The organism is Microbacterium sp. AB (genome assembly GCF_032878875.1).
GTDB lineage: Bacteria > Actinomycetota > Actinomycetes > Actinomycetales > Microbacteriaceae > Microbacterium > Microbacterium betulae.
Map to the genome: position 1 here is coordinate 15,097 of NZ_CP118157.1, position 15,920 is coordinate 31,016.

A 15,920-nucleotide genomic window follows, 5' to 3' on the forward strand; every position below is an offset into this window, starting at 1 on the left:
GACGCCGCGCCGGCTCAGGAGCGTTCGGCGGGGCGTGCCGGCGGAAGGCCGAGGAGGCCGCTGCGCGTCGCGACCGCGATGGCGTCGTCGCGCGTGGAGACCTGGAGCTTGCGATAGACGCTCCGCACCTGGCTTCGCACCGTGTTGATCGAGACGCTGAGGCTCTGGGCGATCGCCTGCAGGGTGTCGTCGCCTGCGAGCGCGTGGAGGATGATCTGCTCCCGCGGCGTGAGCTCCACGAGCTCGACGGGGCGGCTCTCATGGTGCCCGGCTCGTGCGACGACCTGTTCGTAGAGCTTCATGCGCCCCGTCCTGCGGCAGAGCTCCTCGAGATCGCCCTGGGGGATCTCGAGCAGCGCCGACAGGATGCCGCTCGACTCGACGTACGTCGAGGCGGTGTCGAAGAGGGCGACGGCATCGGCTGTACTGCCGCGCCGCAGCTGGGCCGTCGCGAGCACGAGCAGATGGTCGAGCTTGTCTCGGCTGGACCCGGCCCTCCGCAGCGGCATCGACGAGGCGCGAATGGCGCGAGCGGCCTGGCCGGCGCGGAGATGGGCGCGTCCGGCGACGGCGCGCAGTCGTGCGTTCGCCGGGTACGCGGTCGACAGCGCGAGCGCGGACTGGGCCTCTCCGGCGGCCAGGAGCAGGTCCGCTCTCGCCGAGAGCAGGATGCCTCCCGCGATGCGGTCGGCACTCTCGGTCGCCCCCTGCGCGATGAGGGTCTCGTCCAGCCGGATGAGACCGAAGGCGGGGTTGCGGAAGAGGAGATCGAAGCGTGCCCACGCCGCGGCGACGAAGGGCCAGATCTCATAGCCTGCTGCGGCGTCTCCGAGCTCGATGAGCATCGCCTCCGCACGGTGTTCGTCGAGTTCGTCGATGGCGAGCACGACGCGGGCGATGCGGGCGGGAGCCGTGAGGAAGGGGGCGATGCCCCTGGACGGCTCGGACAGGTCCTCCGCCTTCCGCAGCCACTCCACCGCGTGGCGCCTGCTGCCGGAGAGCGCTGACAGGAGTGCCGCGTATGCCGCGGCATTCCCTCGTGCGGACCTCATCGCCGCGGACGTGGACTGCTCGTACCCCATCCGCGCGTGCGTCATCGCGTCGTCGAACCTGCCCATGAGCAGCGTGGTCAGCGACCGCTGCGCGGCGATCCACCCCGGACGGTGCGTCGCAGGATCGGAGTGCCAGGGCACGGCTCCGTGGCCGCGACGATGTGTGACGTGTTCCTCGACGCGGCGGGCGATCTTCTCCGCCTCCGTGAAGTCTCCGCGCAGGCGTGCTCCGATGAGCGCGATCATCCCGGCGGTCAGCACGTCGGCGGGATGCCGGAACGATGAGAACGTGGCGGCGTAGCGGCGTCCCCAGGTCGTGTAGAAGTTCTGGTACCTCGACCAGGGACTGCGGCGGGATCCGAGCTGGTGCGCGAGGTACCCGGCCATGAGAATCTGCGGATGGCCGTTCAGGGTCTCAGGGGGAAGCCGCCGGAGGAGGGAGAGCAGCCGTGCCCCATAATCCCGGGGCACCTCGAACCAGAGGCCGTCGCCGAGCCGTTCCAGGGCGTGCAAATCGGCGCGCTCGATCGCACGCGAGATCTGCGAGTCCATGTCCGCCCCTGCTCCCGAGAACTACCTCACTATGAAGTTCCCATGCGCAGACACGGGGTATCGGGCGATGTGGAGCAGAATCACCCGCGTTTTCACCCCTTTGGCGTGTGAATCCGGTCGATCCCTCCCTCCGCCGTCGACGGGGACGGAGAGGCGGCGAGGAGACCCTGCTGGGTCGCGAGAAGAACGGCCTCCTCGCGCGAGGTCGCCCCGAGGGCGCGGTAGATGCGCCGGGTCTGCGTCTTCACGGTGTTGATCGACACGCTCAGCCGCACGGCGATGGCATCGAGGGGCGCGTCCGTCGCGAGCTCTCGGAGGACGACGCGTTCCCGGGGGGAGAGCTGCACGACCCTGACCGCGGCACGACAGCGCGGGGACAGGTGCGGGAGGATCGACGCGAGGGGATCGTCGACGCCGACGAGCGCGCAGAGCCGTCGTCGATCGTCGTCGTCGATCTCGCGGAACGTGGAGACGTCTCCGGTGAAGGCGAAGCACTCGATCGCTTGAGCGAAGTCCCGTGCGGCTTCGTCGCTCTCATCGCGCCTCAGATGGGCCGAGGCGCTGATCAGGAGGAGGTCGACGGTGTCGCGCCGTGTCGCGCCGCGTGCGAGGCCCGGGATGGATGCGATGCGAAGCGCGTCCGCGAAGTCGCCTGCGCGCAGATGTGCTCTGGCGGCGGCGATCTGCAGCATCGGGGCATGCGGATGCTGCCTCGCCAGCGAGATGACGGTCGTTCCCTCTCCGGCCTCGAGCAGGAGGTCCGCTCTGGCGCGCAGTAGGAGCCCGCCCGCGAGGGTGTCGGCGTCGGAGGGCGCGGCGTTGGCGAACATGATGTCGTCCATGCGTGCAAGCCCCGTCGCCGTGTTGCCGAGGATCTGGTCGTGGCGGCTCCACACCATCGCGATGTACGGCCAGATCTCATAGCCGCCGGCCGAGGGCCCGAATTCCTGCAGATAGGCGCGGGCTGAGTCCGTGTCGAGTGCGTCGAGAGCGAGTACCGCCCGGGCGAGGATCGCGGCGGCGTCGACGAGCGGATGGATGTGGTTCGGCACGCCGTCGATGCCGGCATGCTTCGACAGCCAGCCGAGCGACACGTCCCGACTCCCGGCGAAGGCGGCGAGGAGCGCGGCGTAGCCGGCCCCGTCCTTGCCCGCCGTCTGCTGGTGCGGGGTCGGTCCGGCCTCCTCGTAGGCCCGCCGGGCGAAGCCGAAGGCCTCCGTGAAACGCCCCCGGAGCATGGCGGTGAGTGCTCGCTGGGCGGGGAGCCACCCCGGGCGCGACGTCGTGCTGCGTCCCGCTCGCGCGTGCAGCCGAAGTGTCCGCTCGAGCTTCTGCGCCGTGGCCTCCGATTCGTAGAGCTCTCCGTCGAGTCGCAGGCCGATCACCGCGAACATCCCTGCGACCAGAGCCTCGTCCGGATCCTCCATCGTCGCGAAGGCCGAGGCGAAGTGCGGGGCGAAGACCGTGAAGGCCCGCAGCAGATGGCGCAGGGTCACGTCGCCTGCCCCGTCGGAGAACTGCGAGGACTGCGCGAAGAGCAGGAGGAGACGTGGCCTGCGGAGGATCGCCTGCCGTGGAAGGGCGGACAGGAGGTCTGCGAGCTCTCGCCCCGCGGCCGCGGGCAGCGCGTACCAGAGCCGATCGGACATGGACTCGATCGCATCGAGATCCGCGTCCCGGAGCGCGCGGTCGATTTCGCTGGTGACGTCGTGCGGAAGATCCATGGGGGCTTTCTGAGAGGGATCCCCCGAACACCATTATCGATCCGGATGAGATCGGGGGCGAAAGACGACCCGGGCAGGCGTCTGCCGGGCGCCGGCGGAATACCGTGAGATCGGGACCCCATCCCTCTGTGTGTCCCATCACACAGCAAGACGCCCGTCGCGATCATCGATCGCGACGGGCGTCTTCGTCCTACGGAGGAGAGCTAGACCCTCACCGCCACTGCGTCGTCATGAGGAAGCCGATGAAGGCGATCCCGAAGCCGATGACGAGGTTCCACGCGCCGATGTCGGGGATCGGGAAGGCCATCCCCGAGAGGTAGAAGACGAGTATCCACACGAGCCCGATGAGCATGAAGGAGACCATCACCGGCTTGAACCACACCGGGTTCGGGCCCTTGCTGCTCTCGACGGGCTCTTCGTCCTGGGTTGCTCGTGCCATGGTGGAGAGTCTACTAGGGCGCCGCGGGGGAACCCTGCGCCTCGTGCGAGGTGTGAGCATCGATGTCCTGACCGGCTTCGGGATCAGGACTCGGAGTCGGCGACTCCGTCTCCTCCACGCCCGTGCAGACGCGCACGCTGATCGTCGACCTGATCGGGACCGAACCGATCGACGACTGTGAGACGATGCCGGGCTGGTCGGCCGCCATGCAGTTCTCGTCCTCGATGACCTCGGACGTCAGCCCGAGCTCGGCGAGCGCGTTCTCGGCCGACTCCACCGACCATCCCGTGTAGTTGTTGACCTGCACGCGCCCCGTCGCCACCTCGAGGTCGATGACGGATCCCTGCGACACCTCGTCGCCCGCGGCGAGCTCGTCGGTGCCGGAATGGATGCTCAGCACGGTGTCCTTCGCGCTCGACGCGTCGTCGACGGGCAGGATGGCGCCGAGCGACAGCCCGGCGTCCGTGATCGCCTGCCGGGCGTCGGCGAGGCCGAGGCCGACGAGCTCGGGCACCACCGCGACCTGCGGGCCCTCGGACACGTGCACCTCGACCCGCTGATCCGGGCTCACCGAGAGGCCCTCGCCCGGGTCGGTCCCGATGACGACGCCCTCGTCCACGGTGTCGCTCGGCTCGCCGACCTCGACGGGGACGAGGTCGTTCGCCTCGAGCTCGGCCGCCGCCCGTTCGTAGGTCATGCCCGCGACGTCCGGGATCACGCGCGAGCTGGCGGGGGCGCCGGTCCAGGGCTGGATCGTGTTCACCCAGAACAGGATCGCGACGATGAGGACCGCGACGAGCGCCACGGCCGACCAGATCCACACGACGGGAGGCCCCGACTGCGTGCGCGTCATGGTGTTGTCGCTGGAGAGCTGGCGCAGCGTGCGCGCCGTCTCCTGCGCCTGGCGCGGGCTGGGCCCGTAGAGCTCGTTGGTGAGGGTGTCGAGCTCGCGCCTCGTGGGGGCGCGGCCGTCGAGCGCCTCGTCGAGCGCCTCCCGGAAGCGGGCGGCGTCGGGATAGCGCTGGTACGGGTCCTTCGCGAGCGCACGGAGCACCACGGGGTCGAGACCCCGGGGCAGCTCGGGGTTCACGGCTGTCGGGGCGACGGGGGTCTCGCTGACGTGCTGGTACGCGACGGCGACGGGGGAGTCGCCCCGGAAGGGCGGCCGGCCCGTGAGCATCTCGTAGAGCACCACGCCGGTCGAGTACAGGTCGGCCCGCGCGTCGACGGCCTCGCCCTTGGCCTGCTCGGGCGAGAAGTACGCGGCCGTGCCGAGGATGGCGGTGGTCTGCGCGACGGTCGACGACGAGTCGGAGACGGCGCGCGCGATCCCGAAGTCCATCACCTTCACCTGGCCGGCCTCGGTGACCATGACGTTGCCCGGCTTGATGTCGCGGTGGACGACGCCCGCGCGGTGCGAGTACTCGAGCGCCTCGAGGATGCCGTCGGCGTACCGCACGGCGTCCTTCGGCGTCAGCGGCCCGCGCGCGATGACGTCCTTCAGGAGCGTGCCGGTGACGAGCTCCATGACGATGTACGGCACGGGGCGCTTCGCTCCCGAGGAGTCGGTCTCGCTGTCCTCGCCCGCATCGAAGACCCGCACGATCGACGAGTGGGCCATCCTCGAGGCCGCCTGCGCCTCGAGCCGGAAGCGGGTGCGAAACGTGCTGTCGCCGGCGAGGTCCCGCTCGAGGATCTTGATCGCGACCGTCCGGCCGAGCTTCTCGTCGTACCCCCGGTAGACGCTCGCCATGCCGCCGCGGCCGATGAGGTCGTCGACGCGATATCGATCGTTCAGAACGCGTGGCTCGGCCTGCACGGATGATCCCCCCTGATGACGCAGGTCCGGTCAGCTTAGACCCGCCTGCTGAACGTCGGCTCTGGCGCCGACGGTGTGTGCTCAGCGCCCCGTCGTCGGTGCGTCGTCGCTCTCTGTGCCGCGGCCGGCGCTCGGCGTCTCGGACGGGTCGGGCGACGGCGTGGCCTCGTCGGCGACGATCTGCGCGGTCGTCTGGCCCGAGGAGTCGGAGTCGCGGATCGTGCCGTCGGAGCCCTCGCAGTGGGCGACGTAGCTCGCGCTGATGAAGCTGCCGAGCGTTCCCGTCGCCTCGAGCGCGGCCGACGTCTCGCCGGGCAGGAACTCGCGGGTCGCGCTCTGGTTGTCGGAGAAGACGGCGTTCGAGAGGGAGACGGTGTAGCCGCTGAGGCTCCCCGTCCCGCTCGGGCACGTGAAGGGCGGCCAGGTGATCGTGAAGGAGGCGCCTTCGGTGATCTCGGCGGCGTTCGTCTCGCTGCCGAAGGTGAACGTCGCGGTGCTGGGGGCCTCGATCGGCGTCACGTCGGAGTACACCGTGAGGGTGATCTCCCGGCCGGGGGCCTGGACTCCGCTCGGGCTCACCTGGTACACGACGCCCACCTGATCGGCGGTCGAGGCGGGGTCGCCCTGCGCGCGCGTCACGCCGAACCCGGCACCGGACAGGATCGCGGCCGCGTCGTCGTACGCCATCCCCTCGAGGCCGAGCGTGCTGATGTCGACGCTCGCGGTGGTCTCCGTCGGCGTGGGGGTCGACGCGGGCGTCGAGGGCGCCGCGGATGTCGGCGGGGTGGTCGTCTCGGAGGCGTCGGGGTCGCCGTCCTGGCCGGAGAGCGCGGCCCAGAGCGTGCCGCCGAGGACGAGCGCGAGCAGCAGGATGAGCGCGACGAGCGGCCACGTCCACGGGCTGCGCTTCTTCTTCGTCTTCTTCGGCGCGGGCTCCTCGACCCCCTCCACAGCGCCTGCGGCGCCCGCGGGGATGGGACGGGTCGACGACAGGATGCGCGTCGGGTCGTCGGAGCCGCCCAGCAGCTGCGTGAAGTCGTCGTTCCCGATCGCGGCGCCGGCGGCGATCGCCGGAACGGCGGCGGCCGCGGCGGCCACATCGCCGCGGCGCAGCGCGTTCGCCGCGCGTGCGACGGCGGCGGACGACGCCGGACGGTCCTCGGGCTTCTTGGCGATCATCGCCATGACGAGGTTCTGCACCGGCTCGGGCACGTCGGACGGCAGCGGCGGGGGCTGCTCGTTGATCTGCGCCATCGCGATGGCGACTTGCGACTCGCCCGTGAAGGGACGCTTCCCCGCGAGGGACTCGTACGCCACGATGCCGAGGGAGTAGGTGTCGGTCGCCGGGCTCGCCGGATGGCCGGACGCCTGCTCGGGGGACAGGTACTGCACGGTGCCCATCACCTGGCCGGTGGCCGTCAGCGGCACCTGGTCGGCGATCCGCGCGATCCCGAAGTCGGTGATCTTCACCCGGCCGTCCGGCGTGATGAGCAGGTTCCCGGGCTTGATGTCGCGGTGCACGAGGCCGGCCGCGTGCGCCGCCTGCAGGGCGGAGGCGGTCTGAGCGGTGATGTCGAGGGTGCGGTCGGAGGGGAGCGCGCCCTCGCGCTCGAGCACGGTCGACAGCGCCTCGCCGGGCACGAGCTCCATGACGAGGAACGCGGAGCCGTTCTCCTCGCCGTAGTCGAACACGCTCGCGATGCCCTCGTGGTTGACGAGCGCGGCGTGGCGGGCCTCGGCGCGGAAGCGCTCGAGGAACCCGGGGTCGCCCATGTACTCGTCCTTGAGGATCTTGATCGCGACCGAGCGGCCGATGACGTGATCGGTCGCCTCCCAGACCTCGCCCATGCCGCCGATGGCGATGCGCGAGTTGAGCTCGTAGCGGCCGCCGAAAGAAACACCCCGTGTTGGTCTCATCGTGCCAGCACCGCCTCCATGACTTCCTTCGCGATGGGAGCCGCGATCGTGTTCCCGCTTCCCGACTGCCCCTGGCCACCGCCGTCCTCCACGACGACGGCGACCGCGACCTGCGGGTCGTCCGCCGGCGCGAAGCCGGTGAACCAGAGCGTGTAGGGGTCGTCGTCCGCATTCTCGGCGGTGCCCGTCTTCCCGGCCACGTCGACTCCGTCAATTCTTGCATTGGTCGCGGCGCCATCCTGGACGCTCGCCGTCATCGCCTCCGTGAGCGCGTCGGCGAGGTCGGCGTCGAGCGCCTCGCCGAACGCCGTCGGATCGTAGGTCTCCTGCACCGACAGGTCGGGGCCGATGACGTCGTCGACCATCCAGGGGTTCATGACGACCCCGTCGTTCGCGATGCCGGCGGCGACCATCGCCATCTGCAGCGGCGTCGCGGTGACCTGGCCCTGGCCGAAGCCGGTGAGACCCGTCTGGGCGTCGTCTCCCGCGAGGCTGGGGTACGACGAGGCCGTCGAGGGCAGGGGCGTCTCGAAGCTCCGGTTGAAGCCGTACGACTCGGCCGCCTCGCGGATGGCGTCCTCGCCCAGCTCGACGGCGAGCTCGGCCATCGGGACGTTGCACGAGAGGCGGATCGCGTCGCGCAGCGTGACGGTGTCGCCGGAGCCGCAGGTCCCGCCGTCGGCGTTGCTGACGACGGCCGACGAGCTCGGCAGCGTGTAGGCGGCGACGTTGGGGAACGTCGAGTCCATCGTGTAGTCGCCTGAGGCGATCGCCGCCGTGGCGGTGACGAGCTTGAAGGTCGACCCGGGCGGGTACAGGTCGCCGGCGATCGCGCGGTTCTGCAGCGGTTCGAGCGCGTCGGCCTCGAGGGCCGTGTAGTTTGCGTTCACGGCGTCGCCGTCGTGGAGCGCGAGCTGGTTCGTGTCGTATCCGGGCGTCGACACCATCGCGAGGATGCGGCCCGTCGACGGCTCGACCGCGACGACAGCGCCCGTGTAGCCGCGGTTCACGAGCGCATCGTAGGCGGCCTGCTGGGCCGCCGGCTCGAGGCTCAGCTCGATGCTCGAGCCACGGGGGTCCTGTCCCGAGAGGATCTGGTCGATGCGGGAGAAGAACGCCGAGCTCGCCTGGCCGGACAGCTCCTGGTTCATGGCCCGCTCGAGCCCCTCCGTCGACTGCAGCACGGGGTTGATCCATCCCGTCACCGTCGACCACACGTCGGCGTTGGCGTACTGCCGCTGCCAGGCGTAGAGGTCGTCGCTCGCGATCGACGTGACGATCTCCTCGCCGCCGGCGATGATCGACCCGCGCTGCACCTCGTAGCTGTCGTACAGCGTGCGGCGGTTGTTGACGTCCTCGTTCAGCGTCGGCGCGTTCACGACCTGGATCCAGCTCGTCGCGACGAAGAGCGACAGGAACATGAAGAGCACGATGATGCTGAGCCTGCGGAGCTCCTTGGTCATCCGATCACCGCCCGGGGCTGCTGGCGCACCGCGTCGCTGATGCGCAGGATGATCGCCACGATGAGCCAGTTCGACAGCAGCGACGAGCCGCCCGCGGCGAGGAAGGGCGTCGTGAGGCCCGTGAGCGGGATGACCCGCGTCACGCCGCCGACCATGATGAACACCTGCAGGGCGAGCGTGAACGACAGCGCGGTGGCGAGCAGCTTGCCGAAGTCGTCCTGGCCGAGCACGCCGATGCGCAGGCCCCGCGCGCTGAAGACCAGGTAGAGGCAGAGGATGGCGAAGAGGCCCACGAGCCCCAGCTCCTCGCCCAGGCTCGGGAAGATGTAGTCGCTCTGCGAGACGGGGGTGAGGTACGGGCGCCCCTGGCCGAGACCCGTGCCGAGCAGGCCGCCGTGCGCGAGCCCGAAGATGCCGTTGACGAGCTGGAAGCTGCCCCCCGGCGCCTCGTACACCGACTGGTCGAACGCGTTCAGCCAGCTCTCGAAGCGGCCGCGCACGTACGACAGCACGAACGTCGCCGCGATCGCCCCGCCGACGGCCAGCAGCACGCCGATGAGCATCCATCCCGTCTTGCCGGTCGCGACGTACAGCGTGGCCACGAACATCCCGAAGATGAGCAGGCCCGTTCCGAGGTCGCGCTGGAGGACGATGATGGCCATCGACACGAGCCAGACGACGATGAGCGGCCCGAACTCGCGAGCGCGAGGGAAGGTGAAGCCGAGGAACTTCCGGCCGGTCGACGCGAGGCTCTCGCGGGTGCGCACGAGATAGCCGGCGAAGAAGATCGCGAGGCAGATCTTCGCGAGCTCGCCCGGCTGGAAGTTGAAGCCGAAGACGTTGATCCACACGTCGGCGTTGCCGCCGCCGTGGAGGAACGGCACGAACGGGAGGAGGAGGAGCACGAGACCCGTGAGGCCGAAGATGTACGTGTACCGGAAGAGCACGCGGTAGTTCGTCAGGGTGAAGACGAGGATCGTGGCGAGGAGGATCGAGACCCCGGCGTAGACGATCTGGTTGGGCGCCGCGAGGCGCTCGCCGACCGACTCGTTGTAGATGTCGATGCGGTAGATCATCGCGATGCCGAAGCCCGTGAGGAGCGTCGCGATCGGCAGCACGAACGGGTCGGCCTGCGATGCGCGGGCGCGCAGCACGATGTGGAGGGCGAGGGTGAGCGCCCCGACGACCCCCGTCCCGATGAGGACGCCCGGCTGGATCTCGCCGATCGCGCCGAACTGCACGAGGACGATGGCGCCGGCGGAGAGCGCGAGGGCGAACAGCAGCAGCAGGAGCTCGCGGTTGCGCAGCGGCTGGGGCCTGCGCACGCGGCGCAGGGCCTTCTGGACCTGGGTGTCGGTCGTCGCGGTCATCCGTCGGACCCCGGCGTCTCGGTGACCGTGGGGGTCGGGGTCGACAGGTCGTCCGCCCCGTCCTCTTCGTCGTCGAGCGTCTCGTCGATCTCGCCGGGCTCGAGCTGGTAGCTGCGCAGCCGGTCGACGATCGCCTCGGCGTCGGCGAGCGATCGCGCGGTGATGGTCCGCTCGACCTGCGTGCGGTAGGCCTGGGGCAGGTCGGCGAGGAGGAGCTCGGTGTCCTCATGGGCCTCGGACAGCGAGATCGGGCCGATCGACTGCTGGATGCCCTGGTAGATGACGACGGAGTCGTCGTCGGCGCCGACGTAGTACCGCGTCTGGGTCCAGCTGAAGAACAGCGCGAGGCCTCCGGCGACGGCCGCCACGAGCAGCAGGAGGGCGCCGATCGCGCCGAGCCGGCGCCGGCGTCTCCGCCGCCGGTCCTCCGCGATGAGCTCCTGCAGGTACTCGGGCTCCGGCTCGAAGTGCGTGGGCTCGTTCGCGGCCGCGCGGTTCGGGTGGAACCAGCTCGTCGGCAGCACGGTGCGCGCGGCGGGGACGACCACGCCCTGCGGGTTCGAGGCGGAGCCGACGATCGTGGGCGTGCCCGTGAAGAGCGGATGCTGCCCGCCCACGTCGACGATGACGACGGTGACGTTGTCGGGGGCGCCGCCGTCGAGCGCGTTCTTGAGCAGGATGTCTGCGGTGCGCCCCGGCGCGTACCCCTGGCGCATGGCCTTGCCGATGTGCGCCTCGTCGACCACGCCGGAGAGGCCGTCCGAGCACAGCAGCCAGCGGTCGCCGTCGTGCGTCGGCATGATGAACGTGTCGACCTCGGGGTTCGGGTCCATGTCGCCGAGCACGCGCATGAGGACCGAGCGGCGGGGATGGTATCGCGCCTCCTCCGGCGTGATGCGGCCGGAGTCGACGAGGCGCTGGACGAACGTGTGGTCGGTGGTGATCTGGGTGAGCTCGCCGTCGCGGTAGAGGTAGATGCGCGAGTCGCCGATGTGCGCGATCACCGCGTTGTCGTCGACCATGACGATCGAGCTCACCGTCGTGCCGAGCCCGGCGAGCTCCGGCCGCTTCGAGGCGATCTGGATGAGGTCGCCCGCCGTCGACGCGATCGTGAGCTTGAGGGCCGCCTCCGCCTCGACGGGGGAGCCGTAGATCTGGTCGAGCGGTTCGAGCTTCTGGACGGCGATCGCCGAGGCGACGTCCCCGCCCGCGTGCCCGCCCATCCCGTCCGCCACGACGAAGAGGTTCGACCCGGAGTACCCGGAGTCCTGGTTGTTCGACCGCACCTTCCCCGTGTGGGAGATGGCGGCGCTCGACCCGATGAAGACCATCGCGGCGCGGCTACTTCCGCAGCTCGAACGTCGTCGCGCCCACCTTGACGGGGACGCCGGCGTGCACCGCCACGGGTGCGTTCGGCGAGACGCGCTCGCCGTCGAGGAACGTGCCGTTGGTCGACTCGAGGTCCTGCAGCATCCACTGGTCGCCCCACAGGACGAGGCGCGCGTGGTGGCTCGACGTGTAGTCGTCGCGGATGACGAGCCCGGACTCGCTCGAGCGGCCGATCGTGAGGGCCTCGCGCCCGAGGGGGACCTCGAGCCCCGCCTTCGGGCCGGAGGTGATGACGATGCGGCTCACGGCGCCCGCGGTGGCCGGGCCCCCGGCGGGGCTCGGAGCGGCTGCGGGCGCCGCGCCGCCCGGCGGCGGGGTCGGCGCGGCGGAGGCGGGGAGCTTCCGCACACGCACGCCGAAGATGTCGGCGCGCAGCGAGAAGACCACGGAGAAGACGAAGAGCCACAGCACGAGCAGGAAGGCGTACTGGAGCAGGAGGAGCGTGAGGTCGCTGAAGGTGCTCACCGGCCGCCTCCGCGGAAGTCGTACAGCTCGGTCGCGGCGTCGTCGCGGGGCACGCGCTGCGCGGGCGCCGCGAGGGGGACGAGGCGGAAGACGATGTCCGTGCGCCCGATCGTGATGACCTGGCCGTTCGCGAGGGCCGACTGCGCCACCTGCCGGCCGTCGAGCTTCGACCCGTTCGTCGAGCCGAGATCGCGCACCATGGCGCTCCGGCCGTCCCACAGCACCTCGACGTGCTTCCGGCTGGTTCCAGGGTCGGGGATGGTGATGTCCGCGTCGCTTCCCCGCCCGATGACGGTGCGGGCCTGCGCGAGCGGGTGCCGACGGCCCGAGATCTCCACGACGGCCCGCCACTCGACCCGGCCCTCCGCGGTCACCGAGTCGACGCCGAGGGTGCCCGCGGCGACCTGATCGTCGGTGCGCAGGCTGATCGAGACGGGCCCGGGGAAGCTGTACCCCTGTTTGGCGGCGTGCGCGCGGACGACCTCGTCGAGCTCGTTCGTCAACGCGGAGCCGAGCGCGGACATCCGCTCGGCGTCCGCCGGGTTGAGCCGCACGGTGAAGCTGTTGGGGGCGAGCACGCGGTCGCGCGTGACGATGGCGGCCTTCTTGTCGAGCTCGCTGCGCAGGGCGGAGGCGATCTCGACGGGCTGCAGCCCGCTGCGGAAGGTCTTCGCGAACGCGCTGTTCACGGCGCGCTCGAGTCCCTTCTCGAAGCTGTCAAGTAGTCCCACGGGGCTCCTCATGCAGGCCGACTGGTCAGGGTCATCGTAGCCAGATCCCCTGGACGCGCGGCTTCCCATGACCTGGGAACGCGTCTTCCGGCGGATCGGGATCACTCTGCGGATGGACGGGACGGACCCGCGGCGGCGGCTCCTTCGCATTCGTGAGCGGGGACTCTGCATGCTACTCTCGGTGAGTTGGGCCCGGTGTCATCCGGGCTCTGCGCGAGTGGCGGAATAGGTAGACGCGCTGGCTTCAGGTGCCAGTGCCCGAAAGGGCGTGGGGGTTCAAGTCCCCCCTCGCGCACAGCGCGACGACGGCCCCCGACCCGGAGTTCTCGACTCCGGGTCGGGGGCCGTTCTCCGTCGGAGTGCGAGGAGAGGCGCCGCGTGGCACGGAGCGTTTACGATCGACGCATGCGCACCGCTCCCGACCGCACGGCCACCGCATGACCGCCAAGGAGCGGCCGCCGCAGCGCAACGCCTTCGCGCCGGGTCTCGTCGGCGCGGCCGCCCTCTTCTTCGGGCCGACGCTGCTCGACTCGGAGGGGTTCACCGTGATCCGTTTCGTCGTGGCGATCTTCGCGGCCATCGTCGCGTGGTTCGCCCTGCAGGCGAAGCAGTGGTGGTGGGCGGTCGTGTTCGCAGCGGTCCTCGTCGTCTGGAACCCGATGTACCCGTTCGACCTCCCGAACGAGGCGTGGGTCCCGCTCCACCTCGCCGCCGCGGTCGCGTTCCTCGTCGCCGGGGCGCTCATCACCGTCGATCGCGCGGACTGACGGGACTCAGGGGCGGCGTCTCCCTCCCCGGTCGAGGATGCTGCGCAGGAGCGCCAGCACGTCGTCGGGGAGCGCGCGCTCCCCGAGCGTGACGTCGATGCGCTGCGAGATCTCGACGCGCCAGGTGTAGGCGTCGGGGACGGGCGGATCCTCCTCCAGACCGTGGAGAGCACCCGAGCCGACGAGGGACTCGAGCTGCTCGCGCTCCGGGCCGGGGAGGGACGACTCCGGCACCTCGGCGACGTGGACACGGCCGAGCAGGCCGCCCGAGCGCTCGACGCGGACCGTCTCGTCGTCGACCGGCGCGGCGGGCGCCGCGGCGGTCGACGCCCCGACGCCCACCCGCGCCCAGGCGTCCGCGACCGCCGTCCGCTCCGCGGAGTCGTCGCCGAACCGGGCGCCGGCGGCGGCGATCGTCGCCGCCGCGAACGCGGCGAAGTCGGCGTCCGCGGCGACGGCGCGCGTCTCGAGCACGTCGAACCAGATGCGGCCCGCACCCTCCCACGCGCTGCCGCCGATGGCCGTCGCCGCGAGGAAGAAGGCGTGGTTGGGGATGCCGGAGTTGATGTGGACGCCCCCGTTGTCGCTCGTCGTCTCGACGTAGCCGGCCATCGTCGCCGGCTGCGGGTCCTTGCCGAGCGCGTCGTCGTCGTATGCCGTGCCCGGGGCGCTCATCGAGCGCAGCGCCGAGCCGTTCACCCCCTCGGCGAAGATCCCCGCGCCGATGAGCCAGTCGGCCTGATCGGCCGTCTGCCCGAGCTCGCGCTGCTTCACGAGCGCGCCGACGACGTCGGCGACCGATTCGTTGAGCGCCCCGGACTGCCCCTGATAGACGAGATCGACGGTGGACTGGATGAGACCGTGGGCGAGCTCGTGCCCGACGACGTCGACGGCCCCCGTGAACGAGCGGAAGACGACGCCGTCCCCGTCGCCGAAGACCATGCGCTCGCCGTCCCAGAACGCGTTGTCGTAGCGCTCGCCGTAGTGCACGGTCGCGAGGAGGGGACGACCCGCCCCGTCGAGCGAATCGCGTCCGTACTCGTCGTTCAGCAGCTCCCACGTGCTGCCGAGCGCGTCGTACGCCTCGTCGACCGACGTGTCACCGGTCGGTCCGTCGCCTTCGCGGCGCACGGTCCTCCCCGGCAGCGTCGTCGTGCGTTCGGCGTCGGAGATCGTGCGCTGCGGCCCGGCCGCCGCGCTCGCCGCCCGGGCGCGCGGTGCGGGAGGCGCCGCGAGGGCGCGCCGGGAGCGCAGGTCGTCGTCGACCGTGAGCGTGCGCGAGGCGCACTGCGACACGGTGGCGCTCTCGTGTGCGGTCAGCCGTTCGAGGAGGAAGGGGGGGACGATTCCGCGCATGCGGCGACCCTACGGGATGAGTCGGACATCGGGGAGGGGTCAGCGTCGACGCGGGCTCTCGACGCCGCGCCTGATCCGCTGCAGCCGCGTCGACGCGTCGGCCGCCGACGTCACGACGAGCCGCGAGAGCTCCTGCTCGGCGTGGCCGTCGGCACGGTCGGCGAGGATCGCGATCGACAGCGATCCCGCGGGCGTCCCGTCGACGTCGAAGATGGGGGCGGCGATGCTGCTCGAGAACGGCACGCGCTCGCCCGCCGTCTTGGCCCATCCCCGCTCCCGGATCGCCGTCAGCCGCTCGCGGATCTCGATCGGGTCGGTCACGGTCGCCTCCGTGAACGCGGTGAGCTCGCCGCCGAGCACGTAGTCGACGTCGTCGTCGTCCATGAACGCGAGGATGCTGAGCCCGCTCGCACCGGACCACAGCGGGACCTGGTCGCCGATGCGGATCGTGATCCGGATGGGCCTGAAGCTCTCGATCTGCCCGACGTAGTGGCGACCGTGTCCGACCCGCTCGGTCACGGTCGTCGTCTCCCCGGTCACCTCGGCGAGGTGCGAGATGACGGGCATCGCGGCCGACCGCAGGGCGTCGCCGCGGGCGGCCTCCTGGCCGAGGGCGAGAGCGGCCGGGCCCAGCGCGTACTTGCGCGATCCGGCGTCGGCGCGGAGGAGTCCCTCGCGGACGAGCGTCTGCAGGATGCGATGGACGACGGCCTTGCTGAGGTCGCACGCGCGGGCGACCTCGGACACGCCCAGGGGCTGGCCGGCGCGGCCGAACGCCATGAGGATCCGGGCGACGCGCTCGGTCGTGGACGCCGGGGCGCCGGGCTCTGGGGTCATGGTCCTCCTTCTCGTGCGTCCACCCTATCCGCTTGACGT

At 71.0% G+C, this 15,920-nt stretch carries 13 protein-coding genes and 1 tRNA gene; 2 read left to right on the forward strand and 12 right to left on the reverse strand.

The window, feature by feature from the left end:
- Positions 1-14 precede the first annotated feature (14 nt).
- From N8K70_RS00070 to N8K70_RS00115, 10 genes are all read right to left on the reverse strand, one after another.
- Positions 15-1,604 (reverse strand): helix-turn-helix transcriptional regulator, encoded by a 1,590-nt coding sequence (locus N8K70_RS00070; RefSeq protein WP_317139567.1) that lies wholly within the window; start codon positions 1,602-1,604, stop codon positions 15-17.
- A gap of 92 nt (positions 1,605-1,696) precedes the next feature.
- A complete protein-coding gene (locus N8K70_RS00075; protein ID WP_317139568.1) occupies positions 1,697-3,328 on the reverse strand; it encodes a helix-turn-helix transcriptional regulator in 1,632 nt (543 codons plus the stop codon).
- 211 nt (positions 3,329-3,539) lie between these two features.
- Positions 3,540-3,767 (reverse strand): cell division protein CrgA, encoded by a 228-nt coding sequence (locus N8K70_RS00080; RefSeq protein ID WP_317139569.1) that lies wholly within the window; start codon positions 3,765-3,767, stop codon positions 3,540-3,542.
- A 13-nt stretch (positions 3,768-3,780) separates the two neighbouring features.
- Entirely contained in the window at positions 3,781-5,586 is a 1,806-nt protein-coding gene (pknB, locus tag N8K70_RS00085; protein WP_317139570.1) for a Stk1 family PASTA domain-containing Ser/Thr kinase, read from the reverse strand.
- An 81-nt stretch (positions 5,587-5,667) separates the two neighbouring features.
- Positions 5,668-7,503, reverse strand: coding sequence for a serine/threonine protein kinase (locus N8K70_RS00090; RefSeq protein WP_317139571.1), 1,836 nt, complete (start codon positions 7,501-7,503; stop codon positions 5,668-5,670).
- A complete protein-coding gene (locus tag N8K70_RS00095; RefSeq protein ID WP_317139572.1) occupies positions 7,500-8,966 on the reverse strand; it encodes a peptidoglycan D,D-transpeptidase FtsI family protein in 1,467 nt (488 codons plus the stop codon). The genes N8K70_RS00090 and N8K70_RS00095 overlap by 4 nt, the downstream gene beginning before the upstream one ends.
- Positions 8,963-10,336, reverse strand: coding sequence for an FtsW/RodA/SpoVE family cell cycle protein (locus tag N8K70_RS00100; RefSeq protein ID WP_317139573.1), 1,374 nt, complete (start codon positions 10,334-10,336; stop codon positions 8,963-8,965). The genes N8K70_RS00095 and N8K70_RS00100 overlap by 4 nt, the downstream gene beginning before the upstream one ends.
- The gene (locus N8K70_RS00105) at positions 10,333-11,667 is read right to left on the reverse strand and encodes a PP2C family protein-serine/threonine phosphatase (protein WP_317139574.1); all 1,335 of its coding nucleotides are present in this window, start codon (positions 11,665-11,667) and stop codon (positions 10,333-10,335) included. Before N8K70_RS00105 ends, N8K70_RS00100 begins: the two co-directional genes overlap by 4 nt.
- 10 nt (positions 11,668-11,677) lie before the next feature.
- Positions 11,678-12,190 (reverse strand): FHA domain-containing protein FhaB/FipA, encoded by a 513-nt coding sequence (locus N8K70_RS00110; RefSeq protein WP_317139575.1) that lies wholly within the window; start codon positions 12,188-12,190, stop codon positions 11,678-11,680.
- On the reverse strand, positions 12,187-12,921 hold the full coding sequence (locus tag N8K70_RS00115; protein WP_317139576.1) for a DUF3662 and FHA domain-containing protein: 735 nt from the start codon (positions 12,919-12,921) through the stop codon (positions 12,187-12,189). The genes N8K70_RS00110 and N8K70_RS00115 overlap by 4 nt, the downstream gene beginning before the upstream one ends.
- Positions 12,922-13,132: 211 nt before the next feature.
- Here N8K70_RS00115 and N8K70_RS00120 point away from each other — a divergent pair.
- Positions 13,133-13,216 (forward strand) — tRNA-Leu (locus tag N8K70_RS00120).
- A 142-nt stretch (positions 13,217-13,358) separates the two neighbouring features.
- Positions 13,359-13,688, forward strand: coding sequence for a DUF6804 family protein (locus N8K70_RS00125; protein WP_317139577.1), 330 nt, complete (start codon positions 13,359-13,361; stop codon positions 13,686-13,688).
- 6 nt (positions 13,689-13,694) lie between these two features.
- Here N8K70_RS00125 and N8K70_RS00130 read toward each other — a convergent pair whose 3' ends face one another.
- Both N8K70_RS00130 and N8K70_RS00135 read right to left on the reverse strand, forming a co-directional pair.
- Complete coding sequence (locus tag N8K70_RS00130; RefSeq protein WP_317139578.1) at positions 13,695-15,044, reverse strand: protealysin inhibitor emfourin; 1,350 nt, start codon at positions 15,042-15,044, stop codon at positions 13,695-13,697.
- A 39-nt stretch (positions 15,045-15,083) separates the two neighbouring features.
- The gene (locus tag N8K70_RS00135; RefSeq protein WP_317139579.1) at positions 15,084-15,881 is read right to left on the reverse strand and encodes an IclR family transcriptional regulator; all 798 of its coding nucleotides are present in this window, start codon (positions 15,879-15,881) and stop codon (positions 15,084-15,086) included.
- Positions 15,882-15,920 lie beyond the last annotated feature (39 nt).